The following is an 18,901-nucleotide window of genomic DNA, read 5'->3' as shown; positions in this document are numbered from 1 at the left end:
AAATATTATAAATTAAACCATAAAAGTTGTAAAGAGCCTGACTGAAAATCAACGGATATTTGTAACATAAAATAAATAGTAAAAGGATAAAATCATGGAAAATAAAAAACTTCAGTTTAAAACAAACCTTAATTGTGGTGGGTGTGTGTCTAAGGTACAGGGAGACTTGGATAATATAGACGGAATTTGCGAATGGGATGTCGATACAACCAATGCAGATAAAGTGTTGACGATTACAGCGACAGGACTTACGGAAGAGGCAGTAGTCGATATCATTACGAAAAAGGGATTCAAAGCGGAACCGATTACAGAATAGTTTAAGTCGCTTTTATTTGTCCTTTAGGGGATTTTAGGTTGTCATATTCAACAGAAGGTTGTGGTCTTAGACTGCAACCTTTTTTACTGAAAAGCTGTGTGTAAAATCATTTTACGCTTTTATAGGTGCAACGATAAGGGGGATAGCGGTGATTTTTCCTATCGAATGAAAAAGTTTAGTGGGAGGTTAAGATTAATGGATCCGGTAAAACCGTCTAGCTTTTTGAATCCACTCTTCTGATTGATATCAATGCCATAGCCAAGACCAATGTCCACGAAGGACAATAGACTAATACCTACTTTTGGTGTGATTGTGTAAGGTGTTGCTTCTGCTTTGATGAAAGGCCAAATTCCTCGGTTACTGAGGTAGTAGGTAAATCCCAGCTCCGGAATGACGGTGGTACCGCTACCCATCCAGGTGAAGTTCGCACCAGCATCAATCTTCATATATTGACTCAGGTTGGGTGCAAATAAACCCCAGCCGGATATTTTAACAAAACTGCCACGTTGATATTGGTATCCGACCGAAGGTCCCCAGATCCAGGAGCTGCCGCTCGAAGTGGCTTCTACTTCTTCTTGGGCAAAACTGCTTACGACAAAAAATAACGAAAGGATGGAAATAAACAACTTTTTCATAACATGGGGTGTTAAGTTGTTCTAATTTACGGTTTTATTTCCGGAATATACAACGGTGGTTTTTGTTTAACGGTGAGATTGCTACGTCGTTGCGCTCCTCGCAATGATGGAGAGGGGTAGTCGCTACGGACTTGACCTCTTAACTCCTTAATTACCCTAAGACCAACTACGCACGACCATCTACCAACTATGAACTACCCACTATGAACCACTCACTACCTATATCGCTTCTAGCTTCCTTAATCACCCAAGGTTGCCTGAGGAATATTTGCAGCTTGTAGCAACTTGCTCCTGCATAGGCTACTCCTTGCAAATATTCCTAGCGACGAGTTTTGGTTACTTTTTCGGCAAAAAGTAACATGCCCGGCCGGCATAGAGGCCATAGCATAAAGTCATTGACTTAAGTCCATGAGGTACGTAGCCGTGCCGCGTCTGTAGATCTCTCCTGAGGTCGAGATGACGTAGTATGTTCATCGTTACGTTGAGCTTATCCGCTTTTAGATACTTATCACCCACTACAAACTATCAACTACTCGCTACCAACTATGAACGACTCACTACAAACCACCCACTACCTATATAGCTTCTAGCTTCCTTAACCACCCTATGTCGCCTGAGGAATATTTGCAGCTTGTAGCAACTTGCCCCTGCACAGGCTACTCCTTGCAAACATTCCTAGCGACGAGTTTTGGTTACTTTTTCGGCAAAAAGTAACATGCCCGGCCGTCATAGAGGCCATAGCATAAAGTCATTGATTTAAGTCCATAAGGTGCGTAGCCGTGCCTGTAGATCTCTCCTGAGGTCGAGATGACGTAGTATGTTCATCGTAACGTTGAGCTTATCCGCTTTTAGATACTTATCACCCACTACAAACTATCAACTACTCGCTACCAACTATGAACGACTCACTACAAACCACCCACTACCTATATAGCTTCTAGCTTCCTTAACCACCCTATGTCGCCTGAGGAATATTTGCAGCTTGTAGCAACTTGCCCCTGCACAGGCTACTCCTTGCAAATATTCCTAGCGACGAGTTTTGGTTACTTTTTCGGCAAAAAGTAACATGCCCGGCCGTCATAGAGGCCATAGCATAAAATCATTGATTTAAGTCCATAAGGTGCGTAGCCGTGCCGCGTCTGTAGATCTCTCCTGAGGTCGAGATGACGTAGTATGTTCATCGTTGCGTTGAGCTTATCCGCTTTTAGATACTTATCACCCACTACAAACTATCAGCTACAAACTACAAACTATCAACTACTCACGACCAACTATGAACTACTAAAGATGCCCGACCGTCATAGAGGCCATAGCATAAAGTCATTGACTCCCCTCCTTAACTTCCCCTTACTTTTTTACAAAAGGAAAAATCGCATTCTCTGTATGCGCTTCATCGATCAAAGCCAATAATTGCTGCACGACTTTAGGATGTTGCGCCGCAAGATTCGTTGTTTCACGGGGATCCTTCTTAAGGTCAAAAAGCTCCATGTACGCCGACTCCGCAGATTTTGCTTTCTGTTTTATCAACTTCCAGTTTTTATACAAGACAGCTTGTCGCCCACCATCCTCATGAAATTCCCAATACAGATAATCATGCTTCTGCTGTTTGCCCTTTTGGACTAAAGTCGGCGCAAAAGAAATACCATCGCTATAAGTCGTCAGTTTAATCTGTGCAACATCCAGTAGGGTAGGCATAATGTCCCAAAAAGCAGCCACATGCTTGCTGTTCTGATTCGGTTTAATTTGTTGTGGCCACGAAACAATAAAAGGCGTTCGGATTCCACCTTCGTATAGATCACGCTTAAAGCCGCGCAGGCCGGCCGTGCTGTTGAAAAATGCAGGATCCGCCCCACCTTCACGGTGCGCACCGTTATCACTGGTGAACATAATAATGGTGTTATCCGCGATGCCCAAGGCTTCTACTTTCTTCAGGATCTCACCCACGTAGGCATCCATCCGGCTCACCATGGCGGCGTAGGTTGCGCGTGGTTTCTCCACAGAAGCATAGCCTGGGACGGTAGCTTTCGGTCCATAGTCATTGCCTTTATGCATCGTCTCAGGGAATGCATTCGCATACTTTTCGTAAAAAGCATCGACTGGAACCGCGAGTTCAGCGTGTGGCAAAACTGTTGGTACAAATAAGAAAAAAGGCTTGTCTCGATGCTGATCCATAAAATCTAAAGCTTTCTCTTGTATGCTTTCTGGTGCGTAGACTGCTTTTGTTGTGAGATCATTGCCCGGGAGGATTACCTTGGTGCTATTGTGCCACAGGTGTGTCGGGTAATAGCGGTGCGACTGTCGCTGGCAAATGTAGCCATAGAATTCGTCAAAACCTTTACGGGTGGGGTCGCCCGACGTCCCGATCATGCCCAGTCCCCATTTTCCAAAGGCGCCCGTCGCATAACCCGCCTGCTGGAGATACATCGCAAAGGTCGTCACCGAGTCCGCTAACGGTTCCTGTCCCTCCGGTTCAATTTCTTTATTGCCTCGAATGTGTGTATGCCCCGTATGTTGCCCCGTCATGAGCGAAGACCGAGAAGGCGCACAAACTGATGTGCCCGAATAAAAGTTCTCGAATCGAATCCCTTTTTTTGCAAGTGCATCAATATTAGGGGTCGCGATCTTGGTTTGACCATAGGCGCCTAGATCACCGATGCCGAGGTCATCAGCCATAATTAAGATAATGTTGGGGCGTTTGTTCTGTGCCGTCACAACAGTAATTAACGAACTAAAAAATAATAGTGTAAAAAAAGATTTTATAGACATAGTGATTGCATGTGGCTTGGTTGATAATCTTTGCTTAGAAATGGTGTCCGGTTCAGACGCAACTAAAGTATCAATAAAATATGATTTTATCTCCTGAAATTTGTATAATTAATACACAAAACCTAAGAATTATAAAATTATTTTATAAAACAAATTCAATTATTAAAATTATTTATTAATATTGTTGCTGTTATAACCTAGATATGCTTTACCTATGATTTTCTGTGCGTAGTGTATGTCTAACCAGTTTAAATCAGTTTTTTATATGGAATATTTGAACGGAATTAATGCATTAACCTTGGTGTTTGCAGCCTTGTTGATTTTCGCTATTGCTTATCGGATCTATGGTGTCTTTATGGCACTTAAAGTGTTGCGCCTAAATGCCGCCAATCAGACTCCGGCAGTCGAGTTTGCAGACGGACAAGATTATGTCTCGACCAATAAAGGAGTACTCTTTGGGCACCATTTTGCCGCGATAGCGGCGGCGGGACCTTTGGTTGGTCCTGTATTGGCTGCGCAATTCGGTTATTTGCCCGGCACGTTATGGATTCTTATTGGCTGCGTGCTAGCCGGTGGGGTGCATGATATGGTGGTGCTCTTTGCTTCGGTACGGCATAAAGGAGAAAGCCTGGCCAGTATCGCGCGCAAAGAAATTGGTCCAACAACAGGGGCTATTGCCGGAGTTGCGGTCTTGTTTATCTTGATATTGACTTTAGCCGGTTTATCGTTAGCCTGCATCAGTGCGATGCATGAAGCCTCTTGGTCTCTTTTTACGGTTATCATCACCATGCCGATTGCTATCATAATGGGCTTGATTATGCGCTATCGCCAAAACTCAGTAACACTCGCCAGTATTTTGGGCGGTGTGCTTTTGGTAGCCGGTATTATCGGTGGGCACAACCTGATGCAGTACGAGTATATCAATAATCTTTTTCACTGGGATGTGAAAACCATTTCGATCGCCATAGCAGTGTACGGTTTCTTTGCGTCGGTGCTGCCTATTTGGTTGCTGCTGGTTCCGCGGGATTATCTTTCAACCTATTTGAAGATAGGAACGATATTGATGTTGGCGGTGGGTATTGTATTTGTACATCCAACCTTGGAAATGCCGGCCTTGACGCCATTTATTCACGGTGGTGGGCCTATTATTGGCGGACCTGTATTACCCTTTATTTTTATTGTTATTGCATGTGGTGCTATTTCTGGTTTTCATGCCGTTATTGCAACCGGGACGACACCTAAAATGTTGGCCAATGAAAATGAGATTTTATTTGTCGGTTACGGCGCGATGTTGGTCGAAGGTTTTGTCGCATTAATGGCGCTTATTGCAGCATGTACGTTGATGCCTGGAGATTACTTTGCTATTAATACACCCGCGGCAGCCTATGAAAGCTTTATTGCCGCAAATCCGCATTTACATGCGGTAGACTTACAACACTTTATCGATCGAATTGGGGTGGATTTACACGGACGTACCGGTGGTGCGGTGTCGTTGGCTGTAGGGATGGCGCATATTTTCGATAAAATACCGTTTATGGATGATGTGATGGCATACTGGTATAATTTTGCCATTATGTTCGAAGCTGTATTTATCTTGACGGCTATTGATGCAGGTACACGTGTAGGGCGCTTTTTCTTACAGGAAATGGCAGGTACGGTTATTCCTGCTTTTCGGAATAAAAACTGGTTGCCAGGGGTTATTATAAGCAGTTTTCTATTTACTTTCTCGTGGGGCTATTTGGTTTATACCGGAAATGTAAGCAGTATCTGGCCGTTATTCGGTATTAGCAACCAGCTGCTAGCAGCCTGTGGACTGATTGTTTGTACCACCATGTTGATCCGCATGAATCGTGGTAAGTATGCGCTGTGTGCGGCTATTCCAGGTGTTTTTATGGCTGTCATTACCTTTTGGGCAGGCTATATGCAGGTAATGGATGTTTATTTGCCGCAAGAACAATATTTGTTAGCATCGCTGGCCGTTTTAGCTATGCTCTTGATGTTAATCGTTTTCATCGGTGCATTTAAGCGCTGGTATGAACTCTTGAAGATGGATGCCGACCACCGCGATTATTACGGGGAATCGGTCAAAGAACTCGTGGAAAGATAAAAGCATAACCAATTTCAACTAACCTAAATTAAGAATGAATAAAATAGTTAAAAGCCTGTATTTTCAGGTTATAGTGGGGATCCTGCTGGGGATCCTCTGTGGGGTCTATTACCCGGAGTTTGCTGTTAAATTGAAGCCCTTGGGGGATGGTTTTATCAAGCTGATCAAGATGCTTATAGCACCTTTAATCTTCAGTTCTATTGTTATCGGTATTGCAGGCATGCAAGATGTGAAGAAGGTTGGGAAGATCGGTGCAACATCCATTATTTATTTTGAGATTATGACAACGGTAGCACTGATCCTAGGGTTGGTGTTTATTAATTGGATTCAACCCGGAACGGGGATGAATATTGATCCAAAGACGCTCGATGGATCGGCTGTGCAGCATTACATACAAGAGGCCGAACATACCAGTACGATTGATTTCATTTTAGGGATCATTCCAGAGAATGTAGTGGCGGCTGTTGCATCGGATAATTTATTGCAGGTATTGGTCTTTGCGGTCCTTTTTGGGATTGGAATGACGAAGATCGGTACACGGGCTTCTCAACCAGTGATTGATGTCTTACAAAGCTTTTTAAATGGCTTGTTTGCGGTTATCAAGATGATTATGTATTTGGCGCCATTGGGCGCAATGGGCGCCATGGGTTTTACGATTGGAAAATATGGGGTAGAGGCGCTTTCTTCGTTGGGATTACTGATGTTGAGTTTCTATTTGACCTGTGTCGTGTTTATCCTTTTTGTCATCGGAGGGGTGTTGCATTTTTATGTGGGTATAAGTGTATTTAAGTTGCTACGGTATATTAAAGAGGAACTGTTAATTGTTTTGGGAACCTCTTCCTCGGAGTCTGCGCTGCCGGGGATTATGCAAAAATTAGAAGATGCAGGATGTGCTAAGCCTGTGGTGGGATTGGTGATTCCGACCGGTTATTCCTTTAACCTTGACGGTACATGTATCTATTTGACCATGGCCGCTGTTTTTATTTCGCAGGCACTGAATATGCATCTTTCTTTGGAACAGGAGATTTCATTGCTGCTGGTGTTATTGTTGACTTCCAAAGGAGCAGCTGGGGTAACGGGAAGTGGTTTTATTACATTGGCTGCAACGTTGCCTGTGGTAGGGCATGTGCCCGTGGAATCTGTGGCGTTGATTCTCGGTATAGACCGGTTTATGAGTGAGGCACGGGCCTTGACCAATATTATAGGCAATGCCGCGGCGACCTTGGTTGTTGCAAAATATGAGAATGCCTTGGATGTAGAATTACTCGAAGAGAAGATGGGATAAATGTGTAAAAGGACGGGGTTCCGTCCTTTTACACAACTTTGCTGCTTACTTGATTTTTTTTATAATTTCGGCAATCATCGGATAGGTGTTTTCCTTGACTAGGTTTAATTCGTCTTTACCGATCCAGCGTGCTTCTGTGATATCTTCCTCCAGCTGTGGTACAAGTTTGGGTACTTTATTAACGCCCATCTCGTACCAGTTGGTTTGTTTGAGCATAAACTTGCCATGCATAATATAGGTGTGGTATGTGGTTTCGATTTTGCGACCTAGGTAATTGACCGTGATCCCACATTCTTCTTCGACTTCTCGCACAGCTGCTTCTCGCATTTTTTCACTTTCTTCCACTTTTCCCTTTGGAAGGTCCCATTTACCAAGACGATGAATAAACAGATAATTCCCTTCACCATTTTTTACGAGGCCACCCGCGGCCTTAATAATATTAACTTTTTGGATAATGGTTTTAAATACACTTTCAATGTTTGTTGCGATATACAAATATGAAACCGCTGGCTGCCCTTTTGTACTGGCTAACTTGAAAAGTTTTTCAATATCAATATCTTGTAACCCAATTGTTTGCGGGTTTTGTATTTTGCGTGGAATGAAATCAGCTAAAATAAGCTGAGATTCGTTCATATAAATTTTATAAATTTGCGCCATGAATAATTTAAATGAGGTTGAACAGAAAATTGCTGAATCCTTATTGCAAATTAAAGCAATAAAATTACAACCTAAAAACCCTTTTACTTGGGCTTCGGGTTGGAAGTCTCCGATTTACTGTGATAATCGTATTACTTTATCGCACCCAGCTATCCGTACGTATATCCGTCAGAAGCTGTCTCAGTTGATTCAAGAAGAATTTGGTTCGGTAGAAATGATTTCCGGGGTAGCTACAGCTGGCATTCCGCAAGGGGTGCTTGTTGCTCAAGATCTAGGCGTTCCTTTTACGTATGTTCGCAGCAGCGCTAAAGGACACGGACGTCAAAACCTGATTGAAGGGGAGATCGTAAGTGGCCAACGGGTGGTCGTGGTAGAAGACCTTGTCTCCACAGGAAAAAGTAGCTTACAGGCGGTTGATGCTTTGCGTGAGGCTGGATGTAATGTGGTAGGCTTAGTCTCGATCTTTACATACGGTTTTGATGAAGCGGTGAAGAATTTTGCTGACGCTAAATGTCCGTTCTTGAGTCTTTGTAATTACGATTCATTGATTAAAGTCGCTGTAGCTAATAGTTATATCTTGGAGTCTGAAGTTGATTTGTTAGAGCAATGGAGACGTGATCCAAGTAATTGGACAGGTGAATAATCTTCATTATCTTTGATATATGACAATCATCCAAAATAACACCGCTATCCATAAACCCATTGCTGCGGTTTATGCGTTCTTGTCTGACTTGAACAACCACGAACAGTTGATGCCTGATAACATTTATAATTGGACATCGACCGTTGATGAGGCTCGGTTTACCATTAAGAATATGGCGAAGCTGGCGCTAAAGATTAGTGATCGCGTGGAGAATAAGGAGATTGTATGTATCCCTTCCGAAGAAGCTCCTTTTGCGATTACACTACGTTGGAAGTTGGAGGAGCAAGGTGCCGAGGTTACGAATGCTACGTTTGTAATCGAAGCGGAATTGAATATGATGATGAAAATGATGGCTTCGGGACCGTTGCAGAAATTGGTCGACCATCAGGTTAATAGATTAAAAGAAATTTTGGGATAAGATATTCCTCAAGCATAAAAAAGGTCGCTAGTAATAGCGACCTTTTTTATGCTTCATTGTTTTTAAACAGGTGCTTGAAGTAAAGGTGTTGCTACAACTATATGCTTTGTTGTCGTTCTGTGTTTTTGTGTTTATCAGGATTATAGTCTATTATTTTTTCTTAAAACATGTTTTATTTCCCGTTTTTGTTGTTTTTGAGAAAAAATACTAATTAGTATTAATTGTTATTGTTGTCTAGTTAACTTTTGTATAGATCGGTGTTTTTATCTCCTCATTTTTATCACGCTTGATTTAAAATTAATTTATAGTATGTATTCCGTGCAAAAGTTCCTTCTTGTTTTTTTCGTTTAAAAGCGTCAGTATGGGCTTCGGTTATGAAAAAGTATCATGTAATTAATTGATACTTTTTTAATTTTTATGCATTTATATTATAGTCTTGTTACATTATTTGTTACAAGGATATTTTAAAACCATTTTTATTGAAATACGCAATCGAATGCGTGTTTTTATGCAATCGATTTCGTTCGTTTTTACCCTCTTCATCGAGCTCCTTCACCCTTGTAAGTCTCCATTTTATATTTATCATTGCTTCTACTAATATTATGAAGTACACCAACTGAATTATTGAATTACTAACTAATACCTTATATTTTTATGATAAGAAATGTCTACTATTATGTTTTCTTATTATTCTATTTTGTTTCCCTAAATGAGGGATATTGTTCAGAATGGAATGTCCTTAAGAATTCAAGCATGTTTATGCAGCAGGACACCGTGGAGGTGCTTAGCGCGCAGACCCGTGCGAAGATCAGCACATTAAATAAGCTGACTTTGACGGGAGATAGTATTAATCTAAAACCGGTAAAAAACAACCCTTTTATTTCTGTAGGAAGTTTTGTAACAGGTCAGGCCTCGGGTGTTTATGTACAAACACCATCCGCTGAACCTGGATCCTATCAAAATATTTTAGTTCGTGGTTTGTCGGGCGTTCAGTTTAGTAATCGGGATGCGGTTAATAATCAAGCGACGGTCTATGTCAATGGCGTACCTATCGGGATGGAGAATAGTTTCGCGTATGATATTCAGCGTTATGACTACAACAGGATCGGTCCCGCTACAGATTATTTAGCTTCCTTGGATCTATCTTCTATTGAATCAATTGAAATTATCAAAGACCCAATTCGACTGGCTGAATTAGGGCCTTTGGCGGTAAATGGAGTGGTTTGGATTACAACAAAAGGGGGTAAAAGTGGTCCTCGGGAAATTTCAGTTAATGGTTATTTTGGGATGAACACCAAACCTGCCGTAACACCTGTTAATGGACAGTTCGAAAACTTATTCAGAAGTAATTTTTATAATAAATATGCGACAGCAGATGATAAACTAAAATATCCAGGTTATCTGTCGGACTCTACAAACATGAACTTTTACGGTCCATCTAACTGGAAGGATGCCTACTACGCTACGGCCTCTTTATACACTATGGATGTGAGTCTTCGTGGTGGTTCGGATCGAGCAAATTTTAGCTTTTTTGGTAGCCATACCAAGAATGCCGTATCAAGTGATGATGCGAATTTGAAACGTTATAATGTCGTGTTTAATGTTAATATGTTACCGTTTTCTTGGTTAACGGTTTCATCGTATATCAATGCACGTCGTATGGAGCGAGACAGAAACAGTAACCTTCGTGATCGTTATGCTGAGATGGCTTATTTACCAGATCTTTCCACTCCTTTATCACCGAATAAAAATGTATATGGCATGTATAGGTCTTTGTATGACCGAGATGTGGTGGATGATAATGTTTCAAACCATGTAAATGGTAGCTTGAATCTATCCATGGATATTCTTTCTAACCTTACGTTATCGAGTACATTTTCATTGGATTATAATGAAGGTATTCGGGATTTGTTCTATCCGGGTAAGTTGATGGAAACAATTAATTATATGTCTACATATTATGGTTATACGCAACGGTTTATTTTTTCTAACAAGTTAGCTTACAATTATCAGTTGAATAAAAGCAATTTTTCTGCTGTTGTTGGGACTGATTATTCGGAAGATTTATTTCGCTACAATTTCGCACGCGCATATGATGGACCTAATGATTATATCAAATTAAATGTGGTTTCTGGTGACCGTAAAAAAATCGAATACTTGCAGCCTAGAGGTGGTTTACGTGTACTACGATATGTAAACAAGGAGCTTTTTAATTTACATTCGATATACGGTAAGTTAGGTTATAATTACGATGATATATTGGAGCTTACTTCTGTTTTACGCTGGGATGGTTCTTCATCGGTTCAGCGGGATAGTCGTTGGTTGTTTACGCCTTCTGTTGGTGCAAAGTGGAATGTTAACAAGCAACTGGATTGGAAGGATATTTTTGATGTTACGGCTGCTTATTCGAGAGTGGGTAAACCAGTCTATACTAGCCGTCACGCAGTAGGGCCACAGTATGATTCGAGAATGGGGTGGTCAGAAGATCCAACTGTGTCGTCCTATTTTGGTTTTTCAGGTATTTCTAGAGCATATTCTTATGGCTGGACTGGTTATGACTTAGGTTGGGCTTATAGTGATAAGTTCGAATTGGCACTGAACAATTCCTTTTTTAATAAGAGAATTTCGACGCTGATCAGTCTCTACCAAAGAGACGATAAAGATCAGATTACGTTAACACCAGTAGCGGAGGAATTTGGATATACAGGCCAATATAGAAATGGTTTATCGGTACGTAATAGAGGGATCGATGCGACAATCAATGCACAGATTCTGCCGGTACACGAAAATAAAGTGGGGTGGTCTACATCATTGAACTTCAATTGGAATAAAAACGAATTGTTAACCCTCCCAGATGGTTTAACGGAGTTGGTAGAAGGTAACCGTTTACTTCGTGTAGGGGAGTCTATCGATAAGTTTTGGTTATTTGAAAATACTGGAATCTACGAAAATATAAGTGAGATACCGACCAATACTAACGGTGTTCGGTTAAACAATAATGGGGTTCCTTTTGAAGTGGGGGATGCCCGATGGAAAGATCAGAATAACGACAATATTATAAATGATGATGATAAGGTTTTAAAGGGCCGTTATACGCCTCAGTTTTATGGCGGTTTTAACCATACATTAACGTATAAAGGATTTGATCTAAACCTGGCTTTCACCTACGCTTTGGGAATTGATGCATTGAATCAACGCGCATCTTATCGCTATGATTTTGTGAACAATGAAGATAAGAATGCTATTGGTGCTATTCGGGAGATCTTTCAGTGGCAGCAAGATGTCGATTTGGAGAAATATCCTATTTACAATGTATGGAGCGGTACGAACCCATATCGGGTAGATCAAGATCTCTTCTTGGAAAATGCCTCTTATCTTAAATTGAGATCGGCATCTATGGGGTATGATTTAAGCCGTATAACCTCCATTAAAAATTCTATTAAGACACTACGTAGAGCCTACTTATACGTAACAGCGAATAACCTATTTACCGTAACCAAGTTTACTGGAAATGATCCGGAGCTCGTGAATTTCAATGGTATTTATGATGGCTATGGTTTGCCATTTACTAAAACGTTCACCCTGGGATTGAAATTGGATCTATAATGAACTTGAATAAAATGCATGTTATGATTAAAAATATTTACATAAAATTTAGCCTTTTTGCTTTGGTGGCTATTTCGCAATTGCAGGTTTCCTGTAATAAAGCTTTAGATGCCCCTTCTGTCGAGGTCTCATCGGAGGAGGTACATTGGCAAAGTGTTTCCGATACCAAAGCAGCTCTTATCGGAATGTATGGTCTGATGCGCGCCGCTATGGTGGACAACAATGCGCACTGGATGTTCGGGGAATTTCGTTCAGGAGATTTTTCTTCGTACCGAAGACAAGATTTGAATGCCGTAATAAACAGCGAACTCAATAAATCCTACGACTTATTAGAAAATATTTCCACCTGGAGAAGATTCTATGCCGTGATTAACGCTGCTTCTTTGTTTATTGAAAAAGCGCCTCAAGTATTAGAACATGATTCTAGATATACGCGTTATAATTTAGATTTGGATATTGCTCAAGCTAGAGCGATACGTGCCTTTACCTACTTTTATATGGTTCGCGTTTGGGGAGATGTACCGTTAATTACTTCTTCTTTTGACAATGGAACATTCCCAGAATTTCCGCGTACGGACTATAGAGATGTACTTACTTTCGCCGAACAAGAGCTTATTGAAGCTGTTGAGGTTTTACCTTTCCGTTATGGTGTTGCGCCACAGTTGTATTATGGAACTTTCTCCTCAAACTGGCAAAAAATTCTTTTCAACAAGATTTCTGGATATGCTATTCTAGCACATTTGGCGGCTTGGCAAGGGAAGTACTTAGATGTGGCAGCGTATACCCAATTTATCATGGATAATTATACGGAAGCAAATATTTCATACCTAAACAATGTCGCTCCGTCGGGTACGGGTACCGCAGGCTTAGCCGGAAATTATGGTGTATTTACAAATAACTTTCAGTTTGGACAGATTATCAACTTTAGTGCGGCTTATAGTTATGGAGAGGCTACAGCTTCGGGACATATTGAACAATTGACCATGGCTAGACCCTATATAAACCGTGCAAATCCAGATGTTTATGTGAGTAAGGATACTATTACACAGGCTTTTGTGGAACGTAATGATAGACGTTTTGGAGTAGATACCGTTTCCGGCTTATTCCGTGAAAATTATTTTAAGGACTATAACAATGAAATACCGGTATTCAACAAGATTAAGGTTATTCGTGACGGGGTTGAGGATGGAGATTATGCCGTGTTTGGGTCTAATTTAGTATTTACTCGTTTGGAAGAGTTAACACTCTTGCGCGCAGAGGCACTGGCTGTTTTAGGTCAGAATATCAAAGCGATTGAGATGCTAAATGTGATCAAAGCGATGCGTTTTACCTCTTCGTACCAGGTTTCAGAACTTCAGACCAAACCGTTGATTGATGAGATCTTTAAAGAACGTAGAAGAGAGCTGATGGGTGAAGGGTGGCGTTTCTTTGATTTGGTACGTTGGAACCGTATCAAACCGGTAAATGCAAAAGTTGTCGAGCTCATTCAGAAAGATGGTATCTACTGGCCGATTTCTCGCAGTGTACTTAGAAATAATAAACTAATTAAGCAAAATACGTACTGGAATTAGCACTATGAATATGAGATATATATATGTATTACTGTGTAGTATAGGTCTTTTATGCTGTGCCGTAAGTTGTGAAAAGGGAGATGATTTTTATTATAATTATCAAAAAGAGCAACAAACTTATAATGGGGTTATTTTTGATTATATAATGAATCAAAAAGGGACCTACGACTCGTTGGCTATTGTTTTGGAGCGACTACCTGATCTAAAGGAAAAGCTAAAACAAACGGAGCAGAAAGTAACTTTCTTTGCCGTGAACAATCGTTCGTTTTCGTTAGCAATCAATAACCTTAACATGGCACGGAAACAAAATGGGCTTACGCCAATGTATTTGGAAGATATCAAATTGGATGTGCTTGATTCATTGGTTTATCGCTACGTTTTTGATGAGGAATATCCTATTGCTGCTTTTGAAAGTTATTTGGATGGTCAAAGCATCATTTCTTCGAAGTTTGATTATGAGATGCACGCTTTATATCAGGTGCTGACCTCATCTGGTCTTGTTGGCGGTGGACAACAGCAACTTATGTTTTCGGATGTAAACAAGTCAATTTACCAAAGGTACTGGAATAGTACAACAACGGAGTCTGTGGACCTAAAGACTAAGAATGGCGTTGTACACACGTTGACACCGCGACATGAATTTGGGTTTGGGAAATTCACGACCTATCTATCAAAATTCTAAATTATGAAAAGTATACGACCAAATTATAATATTATGAAGGCACTGCCTGTTGGTTTGCTAGGCATCGTGTCTCTGCTGGCATCATGTAAGGGGCTGATTCCTGATGATCTGGATGCGTTAGGGGATGATGTAACGATTACGACAACGGAGTTTAGCCCTTATCTGGGACGAAGAACCACCTATGAAAATATTGTGAATGTTAGTAACAAGTCTACGCTTCCACTAAGTTTTCAAATTATGGGACCGCGCACAGCAGACGGAGTTGAGGCGCCAGAGCTTTTAGAGAAGTATCCGGTGAAGATATGGACTGACGTCTATACGGGAAAAGAAACGACGCTGGAAGAAATTGAGAATAAGCGTAAAATAGAATATAGACCACTGCTGGAAATTCAACAAAAGAGTGGTGATATCGTGTTTTGGAATTCTGGAGATGATTCGTTTATAAAAACGCTACCCAGTGAAGGCTATCTTTTTGATGTGGAAATTGCAAATACAGGAGGAAGACGATATGTACGTAATCTTGCGCTAAAGCCTAAAAAAGAACGTGAATATGAACCATCGCAATACGATGATGTATTAGGAATTGCTAAAGACGCTTTTTTAAGACCTACTTTAACAATGAATCTGTTTGGTGATAGAACAGGCACACCTACCACGGATGTTCGGATGTATATCTTCGAAGATAAATTGAATGTAGAAAAGGGCAACACGCTTACATTTAGTGCATTGGACTCGCTAGGGAAGGCTATTGATATCCGAAAGTTTAAGGATACCAACTTTGAACACCTTGTACACGGATTTAATCCGCGTTTCCATGATGGGAAAGTAACCTATGATGTGGTGTACCCTATGCCGTTAATTTCTTATCCTACTCGATATACGAGTCCCTCGGGAAATAGAGCCCGTATGAATTTGAAATATAATCGCATTGGTAAAGGAGGGTTTATGAGGGAAGCATTCTTGATGTTTGATTTTGCCATATTCCGAGAAGGGCATTGGGAAATCCAACTTCGGTTTAATGGTGAGACTCCAAATTTTGAAAACGAACAGTAATTGCTAGCCTTATGAAAAGAATTTTTTTAGTGTTCTTAGTATTGAACATATATGTTGTGCAGCTCTTGGCACAAGAAATTACCCTTACAGGGGTTATCCGCGATGAGCAGCGTGACCCTATTGCAGGCGCTACGTTATCCGCCCTACCAAGTGGTAAGCGATTAGGCTTGACTTCTGGAAGTGGTGCTTTTAGTGTAAAAGCGCCAGCAGGAACGACCAGTCTGCGGGTTAATCACATGAATTACAATGATGTTACCATTCGTATTGTTGCGGGTAAAACGTCCTATGAAGCGCAAATGAAGGAACAGAGCCGTGAAATCGAAACCGTTACGGTGGGGTATGTTGCACGTAAAAAAGAAACCTTAACAGGATCTGCAGTCGTAATTAAGGCAAAGGATATTAAAGATGCTCCCGCAGCCAATTTTACGGATTTATTACAAGGACGTGTTTCTGGATTAAATGTGCAGTTGAATACGGGAACGCCTGGTGTACGTGGTTCGATGTCCTTACGTGGGTTAAATTCGGCAAATGTTTCCGGAAGTGGGGCTGATAGCTATATGACAAATACTTCACCACTTTTTGTGATAGATGGTGTACCGGTGGATGAAGGGAATAGTTATGAGTATGGATTTCAAACGCAAGGTCCCGGTATCAGTCCTATTTCGATGATTCCAACGGAGGATATTGAGGATATTACAATTTTAAAAGATGCACAGGCAACAGCACAATATGGGTCAAAAGGTGCGTACGGTGTAATTTTGGTAACTACAAAACGAGGAAACTCAAAGATTCCTATTGTCAGCTGGAACTCTAAATACTTCGTGAACACGGTTCCAACCTTAAGATCTGTTATTGGTGGTGTCGATGAACGCAGAATGCGCGTGTGGCAAATATTAGCGAATGATACAACCCTAAATTCGGCCTTAGATCTAATCAATAGATCACCAGGCTTAGCGGATTCATTAAACGCCTTTTATAACAACTCTACCAACTGGCAATCTTATTTTTATGGTAACACGGTTAATATGCAACAAGCATTAACCATAAGTGGTGGTGATCAGACGTTTAACTACAAGGTTGCTCCTGGTTATTATAAAGAAAATGGTATTATTCAGAACACGGGATTTACACGCTATACGATGAATACCAACATGCAATATAGACCAAGTACCAAATTTTTTATGGCGGCCTATATGAATGTGAATATGGTGCGTAATAGTATGGGGTCTGGAAATGCATATGAACAATCTGGGGTTGCCTCCGGTTCAAATACAACTTCTCTTGCACCTTCACCATCCATTTTCTCGGGGAGTTATGACGCGTTGGCAGCAACCAATGTATTGAATGATAACAAAACTGCAATGGCGAATACACAAGTGCAGTTGGAGTATCAATTATTAAAGAGCCTTCGTGCAACAAGTACATTGAGTTATAACTATAACATTGCTAATCAAGATCGCTTTACCCCAGAAATATTGAATTCTGGCGAAAGTATGGTCGAGGTTTACAACGATCGTAGGAATAAGATGTATAACCGGAATATGTTACAGTTCAATACTACTTTTGGAGATTCCAAACATTTGTTGAATGCTTATTTCTTCAATGAGGTTGAAGTGAGTAAGTTCCGTGCGGAATCTATGCGGTTGATCGGCACAGGATCAGATCGTATACAGTCTGGTTTAAGCTATAACACACGCTATACCGCGGGGGGCGTTCTGGATAACTTGAATGATTTTAAATCAGCTAGTTATGCTGGGCAGTTGATGTACCAATTGGGAGAGAAGTATATTTTCGAGGTATCATATCGCTTAGATGGAAACTCAAACCGTGGCTCTGCAGATATGTGGTCGGAAAATCCGTCTGTCGGCTTAAGATGGAATTTTGGAAAGGAAGAGTTTATGGCCAAATTTGATTGGTTGAGTAGTGCCAATCTTCGGACAAACTGGGGGCGGAATACCGTGCCGACAGGTACAATCTATGATGCATACGGGAAATACGTGATGGATGCATCGACCTATAACGGTCAGCCTACTGTTGGTCTTAACATGAAGTCTTTGCCCAATGTTAATCTAGAACCTATTGTCACGACGCAGTGGAACACCATTTTAGATCTTGGTTTTTTAAACGATCGCTTAACGCTAACGTATGAAAACTATTACAAGCAGGTTGATAAGGAATTGGTTGCGATTAAGTTAGCGAATATGAATGCCTTTGAAGAGTTAAAAATCAATGAGCAATCTATTGTGAATATGGGACACGAGCTTTCTGTATTTTTTAGACCGAACTTCCATAATACAAAGTGGCGCGCTACTTTTTATGCGAATGGATCGTTGAATAAGGATTATTTAACAGATATGGCCGGTGATTTTCGTCAGGAGCTTATTGGTACAGACGATCAATATGTGAAAATATTAAAACGATTAGGTCGTAACACACTATCCAATGTATTGTATCATTATAAAGGCGTATATCAAAGTGATAGTGATGTGCCTGTGAATCCGGCAACGGGATTACGTTACCGCGCGTCGACAAACTTAGGTGAAGAGTATTTCTTCCGTGCAGGAGATCCAATTTTTACCGACCTAAATGGTGACTACATCTTGGACGAACGCGATTTGGTCATTGCTGGAAACTCTATGCCACGAGTAACTGGTGGTTTTGGTGGTACGATACAATATAAAGGTTGGAGTTTACAGACGGCTTTTTCATACACATTAAAACGTGATATTGTAAACTCAGCCCTAGCAGACCGTTTTCGGAACTATTATAATCCGGTAAATGATCTCGCACGCGTACCAATCAGTGACTATGATTATTATACAAGTTCAAATCCAAACGCAATGTACCCGAATCCCTTTGATTTTAGACGCTCGGGTATCATAGATCCGTTTAGACGAAATTCCACGCTGTTCCAAGAAGATGGTTCATACCTGAAATTTCAGTCCGCTACATTATCGTATAATTTCGATAGAGAAAAATTACAGAAATTATTGAATATATCGGGTTTACGTCTCTTGTTAACAGCCTCTAATATTTATACATTTTCTAAATATTCAGGGCCTGATCCAGAGTTGGTTACGGCAATGGGTTTTGATAATTCCAATGGTTACCCTAGAGCTAGATCCTTTACTTTCGGGTTAGATGTTCAATTTTAAAAGTATT

The 18,901-nt window shown here is 40.8% G+C and carries 13 protein-coding genes; 10 read left to right on the top strand and 3 right to left on the bottom strand.

Annotated features, from left to right (window positions below):
* Positions 1-94: 94 nt before the first annotated feature.
* Positions 95-316, top strand: a complete 222-nt coding sequence (locus B9Y69_RS18540) for a heavy-metal-associated domain-containing protein (protein ID WP_085474491.1) — start codon at positions 95-97, stop codon at positions 314-316.
* Positions 317-474: 158 nt separating this feature from the next.
* Here the strand turns inward: B9Y69_RS18540 and B9Y69_RS18535 are convergent, their stop codons facing one another.
* Complete coding sequence (locus B9Y69_RS18535; RefSeq protein ID WP_085474490.1) at positions 475-951, bottom strand: hypothetical protein; 477 nt, start codon at positions 949-951, stop codon at positions 475-477.
* Between the two features lie 1,347 nt (positions 952-2,298).
* Positions 2,299-3,717, bottom strand: a complete 1,419-nt coding sequence (locus B9Y69_RS18530; RefSeq protein WP_085474489.1) for an arylsulfatase — start codon at positions 3,715-3,717, stop codon at positions 2,299-2,301.
* Between the two features lie 265 nt (positions 3,718-3,982).
* Here B9Y69_RS18530 and B9Y69_RS18525 point away from each other — a divergent pair, with 265 nt between their 5' ends.
* Positions 3,983-5,824 carry a carbon starvation CstA family protein gene (locus tag B9Y69_RS18525; protein ID WP_200811834.1) on the top strand — a complete coding sequence of 614 codons (1,842 nt, stop codon included), beginning with the start codon at positions 3,983-3,985 and terminating at the stop codon, positions 5,822-5,824.
* A gap of 34 nt (positions 5,825-5,858) precedes the next feature.
* Positions 5,859-7,109, top strand: a complete 1,251-nt coding sequence (gene dctA / locus B9Y69_RS18520; RefSeq protein WP_085474488.1) for a C4-dicarboxylate transporter DctA — start codon at positions 5,859-5,861, stop codon at positions 7,107-7,109.
* Positions 7,110-7,154: 45 nt separating this feature from the next.
* Here the strand turns inward: dctA and B9Y69_RS18515 are convergent, their stop codons facing one another.
* Positions 7,155-7,742, bottom strand: coding sequence for an NUDIX domain-containing protein (locus B9Y69_RS18515; RefSeq protein WP_234991307.1), 588 nt, complete (start codon positions 7,740-7,742; stop codon positions 7,155-7,157).
* A gap of 22 nt (positions 7,743-7,764) precedes the next feature.
* Between B9Y69_RS18515 and pyrE the strand changes: the two genes are divergently transcribed.
* From pyrE to B9Y69_RS18480, 7 genes are all read left to right on the top strand, one after another.
* Positions 7,765-8,409: an orotate phosphoribosyltransferase gene (gene pyrE / locus B9Y69_RS18510; protein WP_085474486.1), complete on the top strand. Its 645-nt coding sequence runs from the start codon at positions 7,765-7,767 to the stop codon at positions 8,407-8,409.
* Between the two features lie 19 nt (positions 8,410-8,428).
* A complete protein-coding gene (locus B9Y69_RS18505) occupies positions 8,429-8,827 on the top strand; it encodes an SRPBCC family protein (RefSeq protein ID WP_085474485.1) in 399 nt (132 codons plus the stop codon).
* Positions 8,828-9,481: 654 nt separating this feature from the next.
* On the top strand, positions 9,482-12,433 hold the full coding sequence (locus tag B9Y69_RS18500) for a SusC/RagA family TonB-linked outer membrane protein (RefSeq protein WP_085474484.1): 2,952 nt from the start codon (positions 9,482-9,484) through the stop codon (positions 12,431-12,433).
* Between the two features lie 23 nt (positions 12,434-12,456).
* On the top strand, positions 12,457-14,004 hold the full coding sequence (locus B9Y69_RS18495; RefSeq protein ID WP_159451884.1) for a RagB/SusD family nutrient uptake outer membrane protein: 1,548 nt from the start codon (positions 12,457-12,459) through the stop codon (positions 14,002-14,004).
* Positions 14,005-14,014: 10 nt separating this feature from the next.
* Positions 14,015-14,686 (top strand): hypothetical protein, encoded by a 672-nt coding sequence (locus tag B9Y69_RS18490; protein WP_144036620.1) that lies wholly within the window; start codon positions 14,015-14,017, stop codon positions 14,684-14,686.
* 3 nt (positions 14,687-14,689) lie between these two features.
* The gene (locus B9Y69_RS18485) at positions 14,690-15,739 is read left to right on the top strand and encodes a DUF5007 domain-containing protein (protein WP_234991306.1); all 1,050 of its coding nucleotides are present in this window, start codon (positions 14,690-14,692) and stop codon (positions 15,737-15,739) included.
* An 11-nt stretch (positions 15,740-15,750) separates the two neighbouring features.
* On the top strand, positions 15,751-18,894 hold the full coding sequence (locus tag B9Y69_RS18480; RefSeq protein ID WP_085474481.1) for a SusC/RagA family TonB-linked outer membrane protein: 3,144 nt from the start codon (positions 15,751-15,753) through the stop codon (positions 18,892-18,894).
* Positions 18,895-18,901: the final 7 nt, after the last annotated feature.

This window comes from Sphingobacterium psychroaquaticum, assembly GCF_900177625.1.
GTDB classification, from domain to species: domain Bacteria; phylum Bacteroidota; class Bacteroidia; order Sphingobacteriales; family Sphingobacteriaceae; genus Sphingobacterium; species Sphingobacterium psychroaquaticum.
Note: the sequence above shows the minus strand (reverse complement) of the source record. Positions and strands in the feature narration are given on the sequence as shown.